The sequence below is a fragment of the Aromatoleum toluclasticum ATCC 700605 genome (genome assembly GCF_000378245.1).
In the GTDB taxonomy this organism is placed as follows: domain Bacteria; phylum Pseudomonadota; class Gammaproteobacteria; order Burkholderiales; family Rhodocyclaceae; genus Aromatoleum; species Aromatoleum toluclasticum.
In genome coordinates this window covers 1-18,418 of the sequence record NZ_KB899510.1, presented here as the reverse complement: position 1 = coordinate 18,418, position 18,418 = coordinate 1, and the positions used below count along the sequence as shown (strand labels likewise).

The 18,418-nt window shown below is 65.8% G+C and carries 15 protein-coding genes, 1 pseudogene and 2 riboswitches; of the genes and pseudogenes, 5 read left to right on the top strand and 11 right to left on the bottom strand.

What is annotated here, in order from left to right:
* Positions 1-232: 232 nt before the first annotated feature.
* The gene (locus F464_RS0123870) at positions 233-1,786 is read left to right on the top strand and encodes a BCCT family transporter (protein ID WP_026296278.1); all 1,554 of its coding nucleotides are present in this window, start codon (positions 233-235) and stop codon (positions 1,784-1,786) included.
* A gap of 577 nt (positions 1,787-2,363) precedes the next feature.
* Entirely contained in the window at positions 2,364-3,926 is a 1,563-nt protein-coding gene (locus F464_RS0123865; protein ID WP_018992375.1) for a trimethylamine methyltransferase family protein, read from the top strand.
* A gap of 74 nt (positions 3,927-4,000) precedes the next feature.
* On the opposite strand, the gene cbpB is transcribed toward F464_RS0123865, so the two are convergent.
* Both cbpB and cbpA read right to left on the bottom strand, forming a co-directional pair.
* Positions 4,001-5,380, bottom strand: coding sequence for a peptide-modifying radical SAM enzyme CbpB (gene cbpB / locus F464_RS0123860; RefSeq protein WP_051092349.1), 1,380 nt, complete (start codon positions 5,378-5,380; stop codon positions 4,001-4,003).
* A complete protein-coding gene (gene cbpA, locus F464_RS31740) occupies positions 5,377-5,535 on the bottom strand; it encodes a modified peptide precursor CbpA (RefSeq protein WP_018992373.1) in 159 nt (52 codons plus the stop codon). The genes cbpB and cbpA overlap by 4 nt, the downstream gene beginning before the upstream one ends.
* A gap of 81 nt (positions 5,536-5,616) precedes the next feature.
* Positions 5,617-5,806, bottom strand: a riboswitch (cobalamin riboswitch).
* Positions 5,807-5,936: 130 nt separating this feature from the next.
* Positions 5,937-6,146, top strand: a riboswitch (cobalamin riboswitch).
* Positions 6,147-6,160: 14 nt separating this feature from the next.
* Here cbpA and F464_RS31995 point away from each other — a divergent pair.
* From F464_RS31995 to cobD, 3 genes are all read left to right on the top strand, one after another.
* A complete protein-coding gene (locus F464_RS31995; protein ID WP_040395749.1) occupies positions 6,161-6,460 on the top strand; it encodes a CbtB domain-containing protein in 300 nt (99 codons plus the stop codon).
* A gap of 213 nt (positions 6,461-6,673) precedes the next feature.
* A complete protein-coding gene (cbiB, locus tag F464_RS0123845) occupies positions 6,674-7,579 on the top strand; it encodes an adenosylcobinamide-phosphate synthase CbiB (protein ID WP_018992371.1) in 906 nt (301 codons plus the stop codon).
* A complete protein-coding gene (cobD, locus tag F464_RS0123840) occupies positions 7,572-8,558 on the top strand; it encodes a threonine-phosphate decarboxylase CobD (RefSeq protein ID WP_026296277.1) in 987 nt (328 codons plus the stop codon). Before cbiB ends, cobD begins: the two co-directional genes overlap by 8 nt.
* A gap of 16 nt (positions 8,559-8,574) precedes the next feature.
* Here the strand turns inward: cobD and F464_RS0123835 are convergent, their stop codons facing one another.
* From F464_RS0123835 to F464_RS0123795, 9 genes and pseudogenes are all read right to left on the bottom strand, one after another.
* A complete protein-coding gene (locus F464_RS0123835) occupies positions 8,575-8,949 on the bottom strand; it encodes a hypothetical protein (protein ID WP_018992369.1) in 375 nt (124 codons plus the stop codon).
* Positions 8,950-9,061: 112 nt separating this feature from the next.
* On the bottom strand, positions 9,062-10,228 hold the full coding sequence (pabB, locus tag F464_RS29425) for an aminodeoxychorismate synthase component I (protein ID WP_018992368.1): 1,167 nt from the start codon (positions 10,226-10,228) through the stop codon (positions 9,062-9,064).
* An 8-nt stretch (positions 10,229-10,236) separates the two neighbouring features.
* Positions 10,237-10,710 carry a dihydroneopterin aldolase gene (locus F464_RS29420; protein ID WP_018992367.1) on the bottom strand — a complete coding sequence of 158 codons (474 nt, stop codon included), beginning with the start codon at positions 10,708-10,710 and terminating at the stop codon, positions 10,237-10,239.
* A gap of 216 nt (positions 10,711-10,926) precedes the next feature.
* Positions 10,927-11,726, bottom strand: a pseudogene (locus tag F464_RS32115) (response regulator).
* Between the two features lie 112 nt (positions 11,727-11,838).
* A complete protein-coding gene (locus F464_RS29410; protein WP_232429022.1) occupies positions 11,839-12,537 on the bottom strand; it encodes a sarcosine oxidase subunit gamma in 699 nt (232 codons plus the stop codon).
* A complete protein-coding gene (locus F464_RS0123810; protein WP_018989914.1) occupies positions 12,530-15,559 on the bottom strand; it encodes a sarcosine oxidase subunit alpha family protein in 3,030 nt (1,009 codons plus the stop codon). Before F464_RS0123810 ends, F464_RS29410 begins: the two co-directional genes overlap by 8 nt.
* Positions 15,556-15,855, bottom strand: a complete 300-nt coding sequence (locus tag F464_RS0123805; RefSeq protein ID WP_018989913.1) for a sarcosine oxidase subunit delta — start codon at positions 15,853-15,855, stop codon at positions 15,556-15,558. Before F464_RS0123805 ends, F464_RS0123810 begins: the two co-directional genes overlap by 4 nt.
* A 14-nt stretch (positions 15,856-15,869) precedes the next feature.
* The gene (locus F464_RS0123800) at positions 15,870-17,120 is read right to left on the bottom strand and encodes a sarcosine oxidase subunit beta family protein (protein WP_018989912.1); all 1,251 of its coding nucleotides are present in this window, start codon (positions 17,118-17,120) and stop codon (positions 15,870-15,872) included.
* Positions 17,121-17,137: 17 nt separating this feature from the next.
* Positions 17,138-18,418, bottom strand: a 1,281-nt coding sequence (locus F464_RS0123795) for an L-serine ammonia-lyase (RefSeq protein ID WP_018989911.1), incomplete at its 5' end; no start/stop codon positions are given.

Here is an 18,418-nt window from a genome sequence, read left to right as displayed (position 1 = left end):
TTAATTCGCATCGATCTTTCGTTGCGAATCATGGTTGATCCCATCTCCCGCCCGCATCTTCGCGCAGGTCGCCAGGGCACCAATGACCAATTTAGGCTGTAGCCGGTCGCATCCTGACAGATACGGGAAAGGCACTGCGCGAACAATAGGGCTTGTACATAGGGGAGTACGCAGTTCCGGGACCCATAACAACCGACAACAAGCCACGACCAAAATCCGAGGAGATAACTAGATGAGCGTTAGTCAAACCCTGGTTCTGGAGCCAGGTATCGACAACAAGCAGTTTTGGGGCATGGATTTTCATAATCCCGTGTTCCCGATTTCGGCCGGCTTTACCCTCCTTTTCATTTTTTACGCACTCTTCGACCCGGCCACGGCCAGCGCGCAAATGGTGGCCGCGCGGACGTGGACAATCGAGCATTTCGACTGGCTGTTCATGTTTGCGGGCAACGCATTCGTGCTGTTCTGCTTTGCGTTGGTTCTACTCCCGATCGGCAAGGTAAGGCTCGGAGGCGCAAAGGCGCGGCCCGAATACTCGACAACGTCCTGGTTCGCGATGCTTTTCGCTGCGGGCATGGGGATCGGATTGATGTTCTGGAGCGTCGCCGAGCCCGTCGCCTATTACACCGACTGGTATGGCACTCCGCTCAATGCGCAGGCGAGAACGCCGGAGGCGGCCAGCGCGGCGATGGGCGCCACGATGTTCCACTGGGGCCTTCACCCGTGGGCAATCTACGCCGTCGTTGCGGTCGCGATCGGCTTCTTCACCTTCAACATGGGGTTACCGCTGTCGCTGCGTGCAGCATTCTTTCCGCTGCTCGGCAACAAAGTGCGTGGTTGGGCGGGCCACATCATTGACATCGTCGCAGTACTGGCGACGATCTTCGGTCTCGCCACCTCGCTGGGGCTCGGCGCAACCCAGGCAGCCAGCGGCCTTCATTTCCTGACCGGGGCCGATAATTCCCTCGATCTGCAGATCTGGATCATCGTCGTGGTGAGCGCCATCACCGTGTTGTCCGTCTGGCGCGGCATCGACGGAGGCGTCAAGCTCCTCAGCAACATCAATATGGCTTTGGCGACCACATTGATGGTGTTCGTCGCATTCGCGGGCGGCATCGTTGCGTATTTCAGCTGGATCGGCACTACAGCCGCCGACTACGCCTCACATCTGTTCCAGTTGTCGAACTGGATCGGTCGCGAGGATGACAAATGGCTCCACGGCTGGACGGTCTTCTACTGGGCATGGTGGATCTCCTGGTCGCCCTTCGTCGGCATCTTCATCGCACGCATCTCCCGTGGCCGCACGGTACGCGCAATGGTGACCGCGGTCCTCATCGTCCCGACCGTGGTCACATTGCTCTGGATGACCGCTTTCGGTGGTAACGCGCTGGCGCAGGCCACGGGGGGAATCGGGGAACTGGCCAAGGGAATCAGCGATGTGTCGCTGCCCCTTTTCCAGATGCTCGCGAACATGCCCATGAGCTCGGTCACGTCCGCGTTGGCGGTCATGCTGATTCTGGTCTTCTTCGTGACGTCGGCGGATTCCGGCGCGCTGGTGATCGACTGCATCACGGCCGGCGGAAAGGTCGACGCTCCACGGCGGCAGAAGGTGCTGTGGGCCTGCCTGGTAGGCATCATCGCCGCAATCCTCCTGTCGGCTGGCGGTACGGATGCGCTCAACGCCTTGCAGGCAGGCGCAGTCACCGCGGGCCTGCCCTTCACCGTCGTATTGCTGGTGATGATGATCGGCCTCTACAAGGCACTGCACGAGTGCCACTACGCCTGAACACACGCGGCCGTTCCACGGACGGCTTCGCGCTGGCTTAGACCACGTGGCGGGCACGACAGGCAGTCGCGCCCGCTTCGCACGTCACACTCGTGCAGTGCGAAGCCTGTCGCATTGAAGACACCGAGGGAGTTTCCAGTGAGAGTCTTTGCCTCCAGGCCCCGCCTCACGATGCTTTTCTCAGCCCTCGCAGCCGCACTGGTGATGCCTTCACCTGCCACCGGTTATCCGCCCGAACCGACGGCAAGCCGGACGATCCACTGTGGCGCCCCCGAGACGAAGCGGCCGCCCGCGGGCGAGCAGACCCCACGGGGTAGGCCGCCCACCGCGCCCACGCCTTACGTCGCAAGCGGAAACGGCAAGCCGGCCTCCGTCGACCCGCTCTCGCTTCGCGGGCTCCTGTGCTTGTGGCAGGAAGGGCTGTCGCGGCAGGCCGGCGCCCTCATCCCCTGACCGCCCGACCCGGGCATGGCGCAATTCGCTATTCGCGGGTCGCTCCCTGCCATGTCTGCCTCCCCCTTCCCTCCGCATACTGACAGCGAGATGTGTCCCGAACAACACGATGGAGAGCGAGACAATGAGCACCACCGAAACCCGCCGGCGCGGCGGTCGCAGCGGAAGCGAGGCACGCCGTGCGGCGCGGTCGCGCGGGCAGGGCATGAGCATCCCGTACGTCACCCGCAAGGTTCCCTTCTACGAAGTGCTCAACGAAGAAGGGCTCTCGATCATCGAGCACAACGCCGACACGATCCTCGAGGAAATCGGCATCGACTTCCGCGATGACCCCGAGGCGCTGCAGATCTGGCGCGATGCCGGGGCCGACGTGCAGGGCGAGCGGGTGCGGATGCCCCGCGGGATGTGCCGCAAGCTGATCCAGGAGAACGCACCGCGCGAATTCACGCAGATCGCGCGCAATCCCGAACGCAGCGTACGCATCGGCGGAGCCAACACGGTCTTCGTGCCCGCCTATGGCTGCCCGTTCATCCACAACCTCGACGACGGCCGCCGCTACGGCACCATCGAAGACTTCCGCAACTTCGTCAAGCTCGCCTACATGTCGCCCGGCCTCCACCACTCCGGCGGCACGATCTGCGAGCCGGTCGACCTACCGGTCAACAAGCGCCACTTCGACATGGTCTACAGCCACATGAAGTACTCCGACAAGTGCTTCATGGGCTCGGTCACCCATCCCGAGCGCGCGCAGGACACGGTCGAAATGGCCAGGATCCTGTTCGGCGACCAGTGGATCGACCCCGAAACGGGCAAGCCGCGCACCGCCGTGATCAACCTGATCAACGCCAACTCGCCGATGACCTTCGACGACACGATGCTCGGCGCCGCCAAGGTCTATGCGCGCGCCAACCAGGCCTGCATCGTCACCCCGTTCATCCTCGCCGGCGCGATGTCGCCGGTAACCGTCGCCGGCACTGCCGCGCAGACGCTCGCCGAGGCGATGGCCGGCATGGCCTTCGTCCAGCTGGTCAATCCGGGCGCCCCGGTGGTGTTCGGCAGCTTCGCGAGCTCCATGTCGATGCAGTCCGGCGCCCCCACCTTCGGTACGCCCGAGCCCGCGCTGGTGCTGTACGTGATGGCAAACCTCGCGCGCCGCCTCGGCGTGCCCTTCCGTTCCGGCGGATCGCTGACGGCCTCGAAGGTCCCCGACGCACAGGCCGCGAGCGAAAGCGCCAACACCCTGCTGCCCACCGCGCTCGCCGGGGTGAACTTCGCGCTGCACACCGCGGGCTGGCTCGAAGGCGGTCTGGCGATGGGCTACGAGAAGTTCATCATGGACGCCGACCAGGCCGGCATGATGCAGGTCCTGATGGGCGGCGTCGACCTGTCCGAAAACGGCCAGGCGATGGACGCGATCCGCGAAGTCGGTCCCGGCAAGCACTTCCTCGGCTGCGCCCACACCCAGGCGAACTTCGAGAACGCCTTCTACCGCTCGCCCATCGCCGACAACAACAGCTTCGAGCAATGGGACGCCGAGGGCCGCCTCGACATGGCCCAGCGCGCCAACGCACGCTGGAAGAAGATGCTCGGCGAGTACGAGGCGCCCGAGCTCGACCCCGCCATCGACGAGGCGCTCCAGGACTATATGCGCCAGCGCAAGGAGTCCTTCCCCGACTCGAACACCTGAGCGACACCTGGGCGCACCACGAAAAAGGCCGGTATGAACCGGCCTTTTCTGCATCTACGCGATCTTCCTGAAGTTCAGAGGGAGAGATCGAACAGCGTCTCGGTGCCCTCGTCCCAGCCGTCCCACAGATAGTCGTCAGCCTTGCCATCGGCGATCAGGCGCAGGGCGTAATTGACCTGCTCCTTGTAGAAGTCGCAGAAGGCACCGATTTTCTCCATGCCGCCATTCATTTCGTGGGCTTCGGCCGGACACGGCGAACCGCAGAAATGCCGGATGGCACAGTCGCCACAGGGACTGAATTTATCCACGTCGCGCCCGATCACCGTCTTGAAGGCTTCGGATGCCAGTGCCGCCTCGACACCCCCCTCGGAGAGGAGCGAGCCACCGTTGAAGCGCGGCAGGCCGATGAATTCGCTGCACGGATAAAGGCTGCCGTCCGCCGCCAGGGCGAAGAAGGCGCGACCGCCGCCGCAGGGCGAAATGTCGCACATCAACCGCCGCGCCGTCGGCGCCAGGATGCCGATCAGGATGTTGGCAAAATTCGCCACCACCAGCTTCCGCCCGGACTCCCGGTACAAGGCATGGCTGCGATCGAGGGCGGCAAAGAAAGCCTTGGCCATCTCTCCGTCCGCCGGCTTCACCCCGCGCGCGCCCGGCAGCGTGCAGCGCAGGGTGTTGAGCATGCAGGTCGGCACCTCATGGGCATGGAACAGCTCGACCATGGAAGTGAGGTGGGGCAGGTTCTCGGTGGTGCAGGTGGTGATGACGCTCCACGAGCCGTAACCCTTCAGCTTGTCCATCGCCGCCAACACCTTGCCGTGCACGCTCTTGCCGCCCCAGGTGCGGCGGGTGGCGTCGGTGATGCCGGCCACTGGCCCGTCGAGGGAAAGGCCGATGCTGACATTGCGGCTGGTCAGGAAATCGACGGCAGCGTCGTTGAGGAGCGTGCCGTTGGTCTGTACTCCGAAAGCGAAATCGTCGGCGAATTCGTTGATGGCAGCGAATACCGCAGCCTGGTTCATGAGCGGCTCGGCGCCGTGGAAAATGGCACGTGGCTTCCGCCCCTCGGGCATGACGGAGCGGAAATAGTCGCGCAGCCGGCCGAGCGAGGCGATGAGGGTTTCCGCAGGCATGTGCTGGCCGCCGCTGCGCTGCTTGCCGGGCAGGTAGCAATAGGTGCAATCGAGATTGCAGCGCTCGGTCGGGTTGAGGTAGACGCCCGAAGGCTTCAAGCCGAAGCGCAGGGCATGCAGTTCTTGCCCGAAAGCTCCGGCCTGCTCCCGGTAGGCATCCAGCAGCGGGCCGCCGGCCACGGTTTCGGCCAGGCGGGTCTTGTCCACCAGGGCCCAGAAGGCGGTATCGGGATCGGTCACGGCCGCATACACGGGGTGGCCGATGTCCACCGGAATGAGGGCCGGGCCCGCCAAGGCCCGGCTCGGCAGGGCCGCCGTCACTTGGCGGCCTTCTTGTCCATCAGGACATAGTGCGAAAGGCCGATGCCGTCCGGGTTACAGCTCTTGCGGACGGCGATGGTCGGCGCGGCTGCCTGGGGCTGCTGAATGTTGGCTTGCGCTTGGGTTTGGGTTTGGGTTTGAACGGTCCGGGTCATGATCTATTCCTCGAGATGAAAAACAAAAAGGGCTCCGGCTGAGCGCACGCGCAAGCATGCGTTCAGCCGGAGCCCTTGCCTTGGCTCCGAATCGGTTCGACACGTCTTCTGGCTACCGGATCAGCCGGATCGCTGCGCCTTCCCGCCGGGGTGGTCCCCGTCAGTGGCTGGTTTCTTCAACCTGGCAGCGGCCGTCCCCGGATACAGCGGCGGGCCCGCCACGGATTCGCACCGTGTTCCGTTTCGTCGAACCGAAAGGAAACGGGATTCTCGCCTGGCCGGATTCAATCGGTCAATGGTTCGCGCCCATGCCAATCGCACAAATGACGCTATTGAGCACGACCTGGTCGCATTGTCATGGGTTTGCATTTAAACACTTCCCAAATGACTTTAGCTTTAGGTACACTTCGAACACGGGTACCTTGCTCCACGACCGTGGAGCGGGTGAAACGGGAAGCCGGTGACTCTTGGATTACAAGACATTCCGGCGCAGCCCCCGCTGCTGTAAGCCTGACGGATCCGCCATACGCCACTGAGCCTTTACTCTCGGGAAGGCGGCGGGGTTCCGGAAGAAGGCAAGCCAGAAGACCGGCCCGATCGATTTGGAAGGTTTGCGCCCCGGGGTGTGGGCTTGCCGACTGGAATCCGATCGCGTCCGTCGCGGGCTCAGGCCCGTCCGCCACGCCTCATCGACCCAGCCACAAGTACCGATCCGACATTCCCCGGCGCGCGTTTATCACGCACTCGCGGGGAGTCGTCATGCATTCGGAAAACGGTACACCGCTACACCGGCACGCCATTGGTGTGGGAAGCCGCCGCTTTGCCCGGCGCCGTGACTGTCTCCGGCTTCGGCTTCAGCCACCTCATCGCGGCCCACAATGCCGCACACGACACGCGCCACGCCAACGTCTTCCCCTGCCCCTGAACACGGAGCCCCCGTCACGGGTCGTCATCGGCAGCACTCTCTCTCGCCAAGGCATGAATCCCATGGAAAGCCAAGCCATCCGGACCGAACACCACTTTTCCGCTCGAGTACGCGCCTCCGTGTATCGGACCATCGTCAGCCGCCGCGACATGCGTGGCCAGCACCGTGTACCGCAGCACCGAGGTCCGTCGGCCCTCTCCGAGGCCTGATCCGATGCAAGACGCCTTCTCGCTGCCGCTCGCTGCCCTCGCAGCCGTGCTTCTCGACCGCTTGTTGGGCGAGCCGAGGCGCTGGCACCCTCTGGTCGGCTTCGGCCGGCTGGCCGCGCTCGCCGAGGCACGCCTCAACCGGCGCACTCGCGCCGGCGGCATTCTCGCGCTGGGACTGACGGTCGGCCCCTGGGTCGCATTGGCGTTCTGGCTGCGGCCCTTGATGCCCTTTGTCGTCGACGCGGCTCTGCTCTATTTCGCGCTCGGCGCCAGGAGCCTTTCGGAACATGCCACGGCGGTGCAAATCCCTTTGGCCAGCGGCGACTTGCCGGAGGCGCGCAGACGCGTCGGCTGGATGGTGTCCCGCGACACCGCAAGCCTGGATGCCACCGGCGTCGCAAAAGCCGGCGTCGAGTCGGTGCTGGAAAACGGCAATGACGCGGTGTTCGGCGCCCTGTTCTGGTTTGCTCTCCTGGGCGGCCCCGGCGCCCTGCTCTTCCGCCTGGCCAATACGCTGGATGCAATGTGGGGCTACAAGACCGGTCGCTTCCTCGATTTCGGCTGGGCAGCGGCGCGGTTCGACGATCTCCTCAACTGGCCGGCGGCCCGCCTGACTGCACTGACCTACGCCCTTCTAGGCCACCCGGTTCGGGCGCTGGCCTGCTGGCGAGCGCAGGCCGGTGCCTGGGAAAGTCCCAATGCCGGTCCGGTCATGGCAGCCGGTGCCGGCACGCTCGGCATCGTCCTGGGCGGCAGCGCCATATACCACGGCCGCGAAGAGCAGCGTCCGCCCCTGGGCAAAGGCGGGCCAGCCTGCGCCGCCGACATCGGCCGTGCCGTCGCCCTGGTCCAGCGCGGGCTCTGGCTTTGGCTGGCCGTCCTTTTGATCATCGGAGCCCTTAATGCTTGAACACGGTGGCCGCCTCCTCGCCGCATCCGTACGATACGGAATCCCTCCCTCCGAATGGCTGGACCTTTCAACCGGAATAAGCCCACGCGGCTGGCCGGTGCCGCCCTTGCCGCCCGCCAGTTGGCAACGCTTGCCGGAAGACGACGACGGACTGGAAGCGGCAGCGGCAAGCTATTACGGCAGCGATGGCCTGCTGCCCGTCCCGGGATCACAAGCCGCCATCCAGCTCTTGCCTGGCCTGTTTCCCACGGGCACGGTCGCCTGCCTGGTTCCGATCTACAACGAGCACCCGCAGGCGTGGGCAAAGGCCGGGCATCGGGTCCTCTCCCTGGCGTATTCCACCTTGGCGCAGGCGCTCGCCGCCGCCACGCCCGTGGTGGTGGTCTGCAATCCCAACAACCCGACCGCGGAGTTGCATACGCGCAGCGCCGTGCTGGCCGCAGCCGACGAACTCCAACGCCGGGGGGGCTGGCTGGTGGTGGACGAGGCTTTCGCCGATTCCCAACCGGAGAACAGCGTCGCCGACCTGGCCGGCAGCGCGCAGGCGCCCAACCTGATCGTTCTGCGTTCCCTCGGGAAGTTTTTCGGACTGGCCGGCGCACGGGTGGGTTTCGTCTTCGCGACTGCCGAAATCCTCGCCCGCCTGCGCGAAGCCATCGGCCCTTGGGCGCTCGCCGGGCCATCCCGGGAAGTCGCCAAGCGGGCCTTGGCTGATCACACCTGGCAGGCCGAAACCCGAGACGCGCTGACAGCCGGCAGTCGGCGACTGCAGCAGGTCCTGGCGCCGCTCGGCCAGGTTGCCGCAACGCCGCTATTCGCGACCGTCACCACCGACCGCGCCCATTCCCTCTTCAAACATTTTGCCGAACGAGGCATTCTCGTTCGGCACTACGATCCCCAACCGCTGCTCCGTTTCGGGTTGCCGGCGGGCGACGCACACTGGCAGCGACTGGCGGCGGCAATTGCGGAGTGGCGGTGAGCTGCGCCTTCGCCAATCAGGGCGCGGAGGAAGAAAGCACGGCAGCAAGCCGACGGCTCACCTGCGCCAGTCGGGCATGGATGCCCGGATCACTGACCATCAACGCCAGATCCGCACAACGGTGGAGGTCCTCGTCGGCAAGAGCAGCGCCGCAACCGATGGCGGCTTCCAGGCGCATCAATGAAAGCCGGCGGTGTCCCAGGTCAAGACTATGTTTCAACAACGCAACGGCCGCCGCCTTGCGTTGCACCTCGTCCTGCGCAGCCGCAAAAGCCTGCTTCAGTTTCTTTGCTGCATCCCTGGACACGACTTTCTCCTGCAGTTCATGTTGCTGCCAATAAAAGGGAAAGATGCCGCACGCGAGGGAATGCGGGTTGGAGAGGGAGAACAACCGTCGAGTGCTTCCTGGCATCTTTCCATAAACAGAATTCTTCTATATCGGGGCCGCCACCGGCACGAACAGAAGTACGCAGGGTGTGGTCCGTTTTCGCGACGCTTCAATATCAATCGATTACCGATAATTCCTGCACCACCAGACATTTCGCGAAGACCTCGTCGTATTCGCTGCGGGCAATCGAATCGGCGGTGATGCCGCTTCCAACGCCGTATTGGCCTGTACCTGCAATGGTGTCCAATGCGAGCGTGCGAATTGCGACATTGAAAACCGCATCACCGCCGGGCCGCAGCATTCCTATCGCACCGCAATAAATTCCCCGCGCTTCGGTCTCAAGTTCGGCAATGATTTTCATTGCTTCGATCTTCGGTGCGCCGGTGATCGATCCGCAGGGAAAGGTCGCGGCGAAGATCTCTTCCAGTCCGATATCAGGCGCGATGTCGGCGGTCACGGTCGACGTCATCTGCCATACCGTGGGATATTTCTCGATGGAGAACAGCGACGGCACCGACACGGAATGCGGTTGCGCGATGCGTGACAGGTCGTTGCGGATGAGATCGACGATCATGAGGTTCTCGGCCCGCTCCTTTTCCGCCGTCGCAAGCGAATCCCGCAGCGCACGATCCAGTTCCTTCGAAGCGCCCCGCCGCGCCGTGCCTTTCATCGGCTTGAAGGTCAGGCGGCGACTCTCACGGGAGAAGAACAGCTCGGGCGAAACGCTCAGGATGCGGTGCCGGCCCAACTCGATACAGGCGCAGTACCCCGTCGCCTGCCGCTGCCGCAAGCCGGCGTAAAGCGAGTGCCAGTCGCCGGCGTAGCGCCCGGCCAGGCGCAGCGTGTGGTTGACCTGATACACATCGCCCGCGCGGATGTGTTCCAGGATCGCCGCGATATCCTGCTCGTAGCGCGGGCGGCCCGCCGACAGGCCCCAGTCGAAGGCCGGGGCCGCAGCCTGCCTTGGGGCGATTGCCGCGACGGGCTCATCGAAAACGCCGAACCATGCGAGCGGGAGATCCGCCCGGCCGCGGAAACGAAACGCAGGGTCGAAGGCCGCGCCAGCCTCGTAGCAGACGAAGCCGGCGACCCACTTGCCCTCGCGGGCGGCGCGATCTGCCCGGGCGAGCGCGGTGCGGACCTGCGACACTTCGCGGGCTTCGATGGTTTCGGACGGCTGCTCGAATACCAGCGGTCCTTCGCGCTCATCGAGCGTCGGAAAGTCGAAACGCAAGCGCGTCACGGCTTCGTCACCCGACAAGGCGTCTTCGCGGCGTCCCATATCCGTTCTCAGGCGAGCTCGACCAGCAGATCCCGCGCCGCGACCTTGTCGTTGAGCGAGTCGAACACGCGGAAGACGTCGACGCCCTCCTTCGCCGCCTGGTGCAGCGGGAAGGGAGCCTGCGCCACGTATTCGTCGTGCTTGCGTTCGATCATCACGCCGACGCGCCCCACGCCTTCCAGCACCTGTGGCTTATGCACGGACAGGGTCAGCCAGCTCGGGCGGAATTTGTCGAAGATCACGCCGGCCAGTGAATCTGCCAGGTGTTCGAGCAGCGCAAAGCGACGCTGCGCGAGGTACTCCCGCAGGCGCACGACCAGCTCCGCGTAGTCGATGGTGTCCTCGATGCGGTCGCTGCGGGCAGCCCGTCCGCCGATGCCGAGGCGCAAGGTGATCGACACGGGCTGCGAACCGACCAGCTCATGCGGGTAGATGCCGACCTGCGCGTCTGCGTGAATGTCATCGATGAAGATCTGGTTCATGTTCGTCCCCGTCCGGTGTTACGAAGACCCAAGATAAATCAGCGATCAGACCTTAACGTGCCGCATTGCGACAGGTGCGAGCAATCCAGCGACGACGGGTATCACCGTCGCGGGCCTGGATGTAAATCGCGACCGCACAAGTCATCACAATTTTGCACACGCTCCCTCAAGATAGGCTTCGATCACGCGCGGATAGCACCGATCCGCCATCCTCTGTCACGAATCCACCGCTATTGCAGATAGCCCTCTGCATCCTCCAGGTCGCGCGCAAGCATTGGCCGCTGCCGACCATTGCCCCTGCAGACGCCAGGTACGCAGGCCGACCGGCATGAAATCGATGCGCCCGAGCATCAGCTTGCGCACGTTCTGCTCGCTGCTCGACACCCGTTCGACCTTCAGGCGCGCCTCGGCAAAACGGTCGAAACGCTCGTCGAAACTGTCCCCGAGCAGCAGCCCCACCGTCTTGCCTGCGAGGTCGGACCATTGCGCGAACGGGAACTGCCGGTCGCGGCGGACGAAGAGCACGACAGGGTCAGCGACGAGAGGCTCTTCCGAGAACGCGAGGCGCCGCCGGTCGATATGCAGGGTGCAACCGGCAAAGACCACCACGTTTTCCCGAACCGCGTCGGCGGGCGCGGCACGTGCCTGCTTCACCCGCCGGATCAGATTCTTGGCCCGTGCCAGGATTTTCCGCGGGTTGAACGGCTTGGTGACGTACTCGTCGGCGCCGCATTCGAGGCCGACGATACGCTCGATCTCGTCCTGTCGCCCCGACACGAGAATGATGCCGAGATCGGACTGCACACGCAGTTCGCGCGTCAGGGTCAGCCCGTCTTCCCCGGCAGCCGGATATCGAGCAGCACGAGGTCGACATCGTCCGTCACGGCGATGCGTCCAGCCTCCTCGGCCGTCTCCGCGACGATCACATCGTAATTTTCTGCAGCGAAGTATTCCGCCAGGCAGTTGCGGGTCACCGGGTCATCATCGACCACCAGCACTTTCGCACCCTCGGGCATGCTGCCAGACTCCTCTCCGCAATATCTCCGCTCACCGGCTGGCTACGCCAGGCGCTCGACATCCAGCCCGATGTCGCACGCCCGGCGTTCCCATTTGCTTGCATTCTCCCGTCTAGCGACCCTCGACCGCCGCCTCGCGCGCCATACGGTGTTCAACTGAGCCTGCGGATTCCGACGGCGAGACGAACACCCCGAACTCCTCCGCCGCATCGAGGATCCAGCGGTACAGGTAATCGGCGAAGCTGCGGCGGATCACGAGTTCCCAGCGCTCTTCATCGACGCGGCGGATGACTGCCGAGCTCTTCGCGAAGACGCTGGAGACGCCCTTGCCGACCGGGAAGGCGCGCGGATGCACGTCGTAGGGGGTGCACTTCATCAAGAGCTCGCGCACCTTCGGGCCCGTGAGCTCCAGCACCGTCTGGCCGCCGCTGGTGTTCATCACCGCGTAGTGACCGGTGAGCTCGCGCCGCAGCGCCGCCTCGGCGTCGAACTCGAGCCCGGCCGGCACGACGATCAGCCACTCGTCGGGCGACATCCACTGCAGGCTCACGCCGCGCGCCTCGTCGCGCGCGACCGGACCGAGCGCGAGCGGCAGCGCCAGACCCAGCACGCGCTCGACACCGGCGCGGAAGGCTTCGTCCTCGGCGCGCCCACGCAGCACGAGATGCCCGAGGAAGGGTTTCTCGCGCACCACCACGCCGGCGTCACGCGCCGACGCGGCGAGCACGACGTTCACGCGCGTCATCGCCAGCGGCGACTCGGACTTCACCGCGCCACGCGGATTCAGGTCCATCTGTGCAATCTCAGACATTTTGGCGTGCTCCTTCTGCATCCAGGAAGACCGGGCTCACGACCTCGGCCGCATGCACCCGGCCGTCGGCCATCGGCAGATAAACGGTTTGCCCGATGCGCTGGCTGCCGCCCTTGACGACCGCGAGCGCGAACGAGTGGCCCAGGTTGGGGCTGTAATAGCTCGACGTGACGTGCCCGACCATGGGCATCGGGATGCGGATCTCCTTCTCGAGCACGATCTGCGCACCCTCGTCGAGCACCAGCTGCGGGTCGAGGGGCTTGAGGCCGACGAGCTGCTTGCGGTCCTCGCGCTTGGTGTCCGGGCGCGTCAGCGCGCGCCGCCCGATCCACGAGAAGGGCTTCTTGTAGCCCACGCACCACTGCATGCCCAGATCCTCGGGCGTCATCGAGCCGTCGGTTTCCTGGCCGACGATGATGAAGCCCTTCTCGGCGCGCAGCACGTGCATGGTCTCGGTGCCGTAGGGCGTCAGGCCGTACTTCTCGCCCTTCTCGAACAGCGCCTTCCACACATGCAGCGCGTGGTTGGCCTGCACGTTGATCTCGTAGGAGAGCTCGCCGGTGAAGGAGATGCGATACACGCGCGCCGGGACGCCCGCGACCGTGCCTTCGCGCATGTCCATGAACTTGAAGTTGTCGCGCGCGAGGTCGATGTCGTCGGTGAGCTCCGCGAGGAGCTTCCGCGCGTTGGGGCCGTTGATCGCCATCGCCGCCCAGTGGTCGGTCACCGAGTTGAAATACACCTCCAGCTCGGGCCACTCGGTCTGGTGCCACAGCTCCATCCAGTCCAGCACCGCCGCGGCGCCGCCGGTCGTCGTGGTCATGTGGAAGTGGTTGTCGCCGATGCACGCGGTCACGCCGTCGTCCATCACCATGCCGTCGTCCTTGCACATGAGGCCATAGCGGCACTTGCCGACGTCGAGCTTGGTCCAGGCGTTGGTGTAGATGCGGTTGAGGAACTCGCGCGCGTCCTTGCCCTGGATCTCGATCTTGCCCAGCGTCGAGGCGTCGAGGATGCCGACGCCTTCGCGCACGGCGCGGCATTCGCGCTGCACCGCCTCGTGCATGGTCTCGTTGCCGCGCGGGAAGTACCACGGACGCATCCACTGGCCCACTTCCTCGAACTTCGCGCCGTGCTCGACGTGCCACGCGTGCAGTGCCGTGAACCGACGCGGGTCGAAGAACTCGCGGCAGTGGCGCCCGGCGATCGCGCCGAAGGTGATCGGCGTGTAGTTCGGGCGGAACACCGTGGTGCCGGTCTGCGGGATGGTCTGCTTCAGGCAGCGCGCGGCGATCGCCATGCCGTTGATGTTGCCGAGCTTGCCCTGGTCGGTGCCGAAGCCCATGCCGGTGTAGCGCTTGACGTGCTCGATCGACTCGAAGCCTTCGCGCGTGGCGAGCTCGATGCCGGCCGCGGTGACGTCGTTCTGCGGATCGACGAACTGCTTCGGGGCGCGCATCGCGGGTTTCACGTGCGGCACCTGGTAGAGCGCCGCGGCCTTGCCTTCGCGCACCTTGGCGACCTTGGGCAGCGCGGGCGCTTCGACCTTGAAGCCGGTGCGCTGGGCCGCGGCCACGCCGGCCGCGGCGCCGTCGGCGAGCGCTTCGGCAATCGCGCTCTTGCCGTGCACGCCGCCCACCGGGGTCATGCCCGGCACCTTGCCGGGCACGAAGCCGAGGATGTCATCGCGCCACTCGGGACGCGCACCGGTGTGCGCCGCCAGATGCACGACGGGGCTGTAGCCGCCCGAGCTCGCGATGGTGTCGCAGGACAAGGTTTCGACGCGACCGGCGACCTTGAAGCCGCCGATGTCGATGCGCGCGACCTGCGCGCCCGTGACACGCTTCTTGCCGTTCGCTTCGATCACCGCGGAGCCGGGGATGATGCGGATGTTGCGCGCACGCGCTTCGTTGACGAGGTCGCCCTCGGGATGCTCGCGGGCATCGACGATCGCGACCACTTCGCGGCCGGCGTCCGCCCAGTCGAGCGCGGCGCGGTAGGCGTGGTCGTTGGCGGTCGACAGCACCAGGCGGCGGCCCGGGACGACGGCGTAGCGGCGGATGTAGGTCGACACCGCACCGGCCACCATGCTGCCCGGCACATCGTTGTTGGCGAAGACGAGCGGACGCTCGTGCGTGCCGGTGGCGAGGATCACCTCGCCGGCGCGCACGCGGTGCATGCGGGCGCGCACCTGGCGGCGGCCGTTGATGCTCGGCGCGAGATCCGCGAGATGCTCGGTGCGGCGCTCGTGCAGCGTCACGAAGTTGTGGTCGTGGTAGCCGTTGGCGGTGGTGCGCGGCAGCACCAGCACTTCGGGCAGGGTCGCGAGCTCGGCGAGCACGCTGGCGACCCACGCGGACGCCGGGCGGCCGTCGACGAGTTCGCGCGCATCGAGCAGCGATCCGCCCATCTCGTCCTGTTCGTCGCACACGATCACGCGTGCGCCGGAACGGCCCGCCGCCAAGGCTGCGGCCAATCCCGCCGGGCCCGCGCCGATCACCAGCACGTCGCAGTGGCGGTTGATGTGATCGTAGATGTCCGGGTCCTTCTCCTTCGGCGTGCGCCCGAGGCCGGCGGCCTTGCGGATGTACTTTTCGTACTTCGGCCACAGCGAGGCCGGTGCCATGAAGGTCTTGTAGTAGAAGCCCGGGGGCATCATGCGCCCGCCGACGCTGCCGATCACGCCCAGCAGGTCGCGGTCGACGTTCGGCCAGCCGTTGGTGCTCGCGGCCACCAGCCCGCCGTAGAGCGCCTGTTGCGTCGCACGCACGTTGGGCACCTGGCCCGCTTCGGTGGCCCCGAGCTGCACGATCGCATTCGGCTCCTCGGCGCCCGCGGCAACGATGCCGCGCGGGCGTGAGTACTTGAAGCTGCGGCCCACGACATCGACGCCGTTGGCGAGCAAGGCGGAGGCGAGCGTGTCGCCGGCGAAGCCCTCAAGGGTCTGGCCGTTGAAGCTGAAGCGCAGCGGGCGGCTGCGGTCGATGCGCCCGCCCGTACCGAGACGATTCTGCTGGCTCATTTGGCCGCTCCTTTGTCAGCGGTGACCGAAGGCTTCTGGCCGACCTTGTAGGTTTCGTGAATCTGGTAGCTCACGGTGTCACGCGTCACGTTGAAGAACTTGCGGCAGCCCGCGGCGTGGTACCACAGCTCGTGGTGCAGGCCGCGCGGGTTCTTGCGGAAGAAGAGGTAGTTGCCCCAGTCTTCGTCGCTCGTGGCTTCCGGTTCCACCGGGCGCGCGATGTGCGCTTCGCCCTTCGGCCGGAACTCTTCCTCTTCGCGGGTTTCCGCGCAGTGCGGGCAGTAGATGTGCAGCATGGGTGCGGCTCCTGTCAGTGCGCGACGCCCGCGGCGCCGTGCTCGTCGATGAGTTTTCCGGAGATGAAGCGGTCGATGGAGAACGGCGCGGCGAGCGGATGCGCCTTGCCCGCGGCCAAGGTCGCCGCAAAGACGTTGCCCGAGCCCGGGGTGGCCTTGAAGCCGCCGGTGCCCCAGCCGCAGTTGAAGAAGAGCCCCCCCACCGGGGTGGCCGAGATGATCGGGCACGCGTCCGGGCAGGTATCGACGATGCCGCCCCACTGGCGGTTCATGCGCACGCGCGAGAAGATCGGGAACATCTCGACGATGGCCTGCAGCGTGTGTTCGATGGTCGCGTAGCTGCCGCGCTGGCCGTAGCCGTTGTAGCCGTCGATGCCCGCGCCGATCACGAGGTCGCCCTTGTCCGACTGGCTCACGTAGCCGTGCACCTTGTTCGACATCACGACGGTGTCGAGGATGGGCTTCATCGGCTCGGACACCAGCGCCTGCAGCGGGTGCGATTCGATCGGCAGCTGGAAGCCCGCCATCTTCGCGAGCACACCGGAGTTGCCGGCAGTCACGACCCCCACCGTGTCGGCGGCGATGAAGCCGCGGTTGGTCTCGACGCCGACGACCTTGTTGCCGTTCTTGCGGATGCCGGTGACTTCGGTCTGCTGCAGCATGTCCACGCCCAGCGCGTCCGCGCCGCGGGCGAAGCCCCAGGCCACCGCATCATGGCGCGCCACGCCGCCGCGCGGCTGCCAGGAGGCGCCCATCACCGGATAGCGCGTGTTCTTCGACAGGTCCATGATCGGCACGATCTCCTGGATCTGCTTGACGTCCAGCACTTCGCCGTCGATGCCGTTGAGGCGGTTGGCATTGACGCGGCGGTGGATGTCGCGCATGTCCTGCAGCGTGTGGCCGAGGTTCATCACGCCGCGCTGGGAGTACATCACGTTGTAGTTCAGATCCTGGGAGAGGCCTTCCCACAGCTTCATCGCGTGCTCGTACAGCCACGCGGCCTCGTCCCACAGGTAGTTCGAGCGCACGATGGTGGTGTTGCGCGCGGTGTTGCCCCCGCCCAGCCAGCCCTTCTCGACCACCGCGACGTTGGTGATGCCGTGTTCCTTGGCGAGGTAATAGGCGGTGGCGAGCCCGTGGCCGCCGCCGCCGACGATCACGATGTCGTATTTCTTCTTCGGCGTCGGGTTGCGCCACGCGCGCTGCCAGTTCTCGTGGTAGGTGAGCGCGTGCTTGACGAGCCCGAATCCCGAGTAATGCTGCATGTCCTATCTCCTCGTCTTCAGCATTCGATGACGTTCACGGCGAGTCCCCCGCGCGACGTCTCCTTGTACTTGTCCTTCATGTCGCGACCGGTGTCGCGCATGGTCTTGATCACCTTGTCGAGCGACACGAAGTGCTTGCCGTCGCCCCTGAGCGCCATGCGCGCGGCGTTGATGGCCTTGATCGAGCCCATCGCGTTGCGCTCGATGCACGGCACCTGCACGAGGCCCCCCACCGGGTCGCAGGTGAGGCCGAGGTTGTGCTCCATGCCGATCTCGGCCGCGTTCTCGACCTGCTCGGGCGTGCCGCCCATGACTTCGGTGAGCGCACCGGCGGCCATCGAGCACGCCACGCCGACTTCGCCCTGGCAGCCGACTTCGGCGCCCGAGATCGAGGCGTTCTCCTTGAAGAGGATGCCGATCGCGGCCGCCGTGGCGAGGAAGCGCACCACGCCGTCCTCGGTCGCGCCGGGGATGAAGCGGTAGTAGTAGTGCAGCACCGCGGGGATGATCCCGGCCGCGCCGTTGGTCGGGGCGGTGACGATGCGCCCGCCCGCGGCGTTCTCTTCATTGACCGCCAGCGCGTAGAGATTCACCCAGTCCATGGTCGTGAGCGGATCGCGCAGGCTCGCTTCGGGCGCGCCCGAGAGCTTGCGGTGCATCTCGGCCGCGCGGCGCTTGACCTTCATGCCGCCCGGCAGCGTGCCTTCGATCTCGCAGCCGCGGCGCACGCAGGCCTGCATCACCTTCCAGATGTGCAAGAGGCCGTTCCTCGTCTCGGCTTCGCTCCTCCACGCCTTCTCGTTCTCCAGCATCAGCTGGCTGACCGAGAGCTCATTCACCGCGCACTGCGTGAGCAGCTGGTCGGCGCTGTGGAAGGGGTACGGCAGCGAGGTGCTGTCCTGGACGATGCGATCCGCCCCCGCGGCTTCTTCATTGACGACGAAGCCGCCGCCGACCGAGTAGTACACCTTGCTCGACAGTTCGCACTCGCCCTCGCCAAAGGCCGTCAGGCGCAGGCCGTTCGGGTGATAGGGCAGCGTCTGGCGGCGCAGGAAGACGAGATCGGTCTTCTCCTCGTAGGGCACGCCATGCAGGCCCAGCAGGGTGAGGCGCCTGGCCCCGCGGATCGCCGCGAGGCGGCTGTCGATGGTGTCGGGGTCGATGAGATCCGGCGCCTCGCCTTCCAGGCCCAGCAGCACCGCCTTGTCGCTGCCGTGGCCCTTGCCGGTGGCACCGAGCGAGCCGTACAGCTCGGCCCGGATACGGCACACGCGCGGCAAGAGCCCGTCGTCCTTGAG

Coding starts and splice junctions, on each gene's coding strand:
- F464_RS29420 (WP_018992367.1), bottom strand. CDS start 10,710: ATGAACCAGATCTTCATCGATGACATTCACGCAGACGCGCAGGTCGGC.
- F464_RS0123810 (WP_018989914.1), bottom strand. CDS start 15,559: ATGAGCCAGCAGAATCGTCTCGGTACGGGCGGGCGCATCGACCGCAGC.
- F464_RS29410 (WP_232429022.1), bottom strand. CDS start 12,537: ATGTCTGAGATTGCACAGATGGACCTGAATCCGCGTGGCGCGGTGAAG.
- cobD (WP_026296277.1), top strand. CDS start 7,572: ATGCTTGAACACGGTGGCCGCCTCCTCGCCGCATCCGTACGATACGGA.
- pabB (WP_018992368.1), bottom strand. CDS start 10,228: ATGGGACGCCGCGAAGACGCCTTGTCGGGTGACGAAGCCGTGACGCGC.
- cbpA (WP_018992373.1), bottom strand. CDS start 5,535: ATGACCCGGACCGTTCAAACCCAAACCCAAACCCAAGCGCAAGCCAAC.
- F464_RS0123870 (WP_026296278.1), top strand. CDS start 233: ATGAGCGTTAGTCAAACCCTGGTTCTGGAGCCAGGTATCGACAACAAG.
- F464_RS0123805 (WP_018989913.1), bottom strand. CDS start 15,855: ATGCTGCACATCTACTGCCCGCACTGCGCGGAAACCCGCGAAGAGGAA.
- F464_RS0123800 (WP_018989912.1), bottom strand. CDS start 17,120: ATGCAGCATTACTCGGGATTCGGGCTCGTCAAGCACGCGCTCACCTAC.
- cbiB (WP_018992371.1), top strand. CDS start 6,674: ATGCAAGACGCCTTCTCGCTGCCGCTCGCTGCCCTCGCAGCCGTGCTT.
- F464_RS0123865 (WP_018992375.1), top strand. CDS start 2,364: ATGAGCACCACCGAAACCCGCCGGCGCGGCGGTCGCAGCGGAAGCGAG.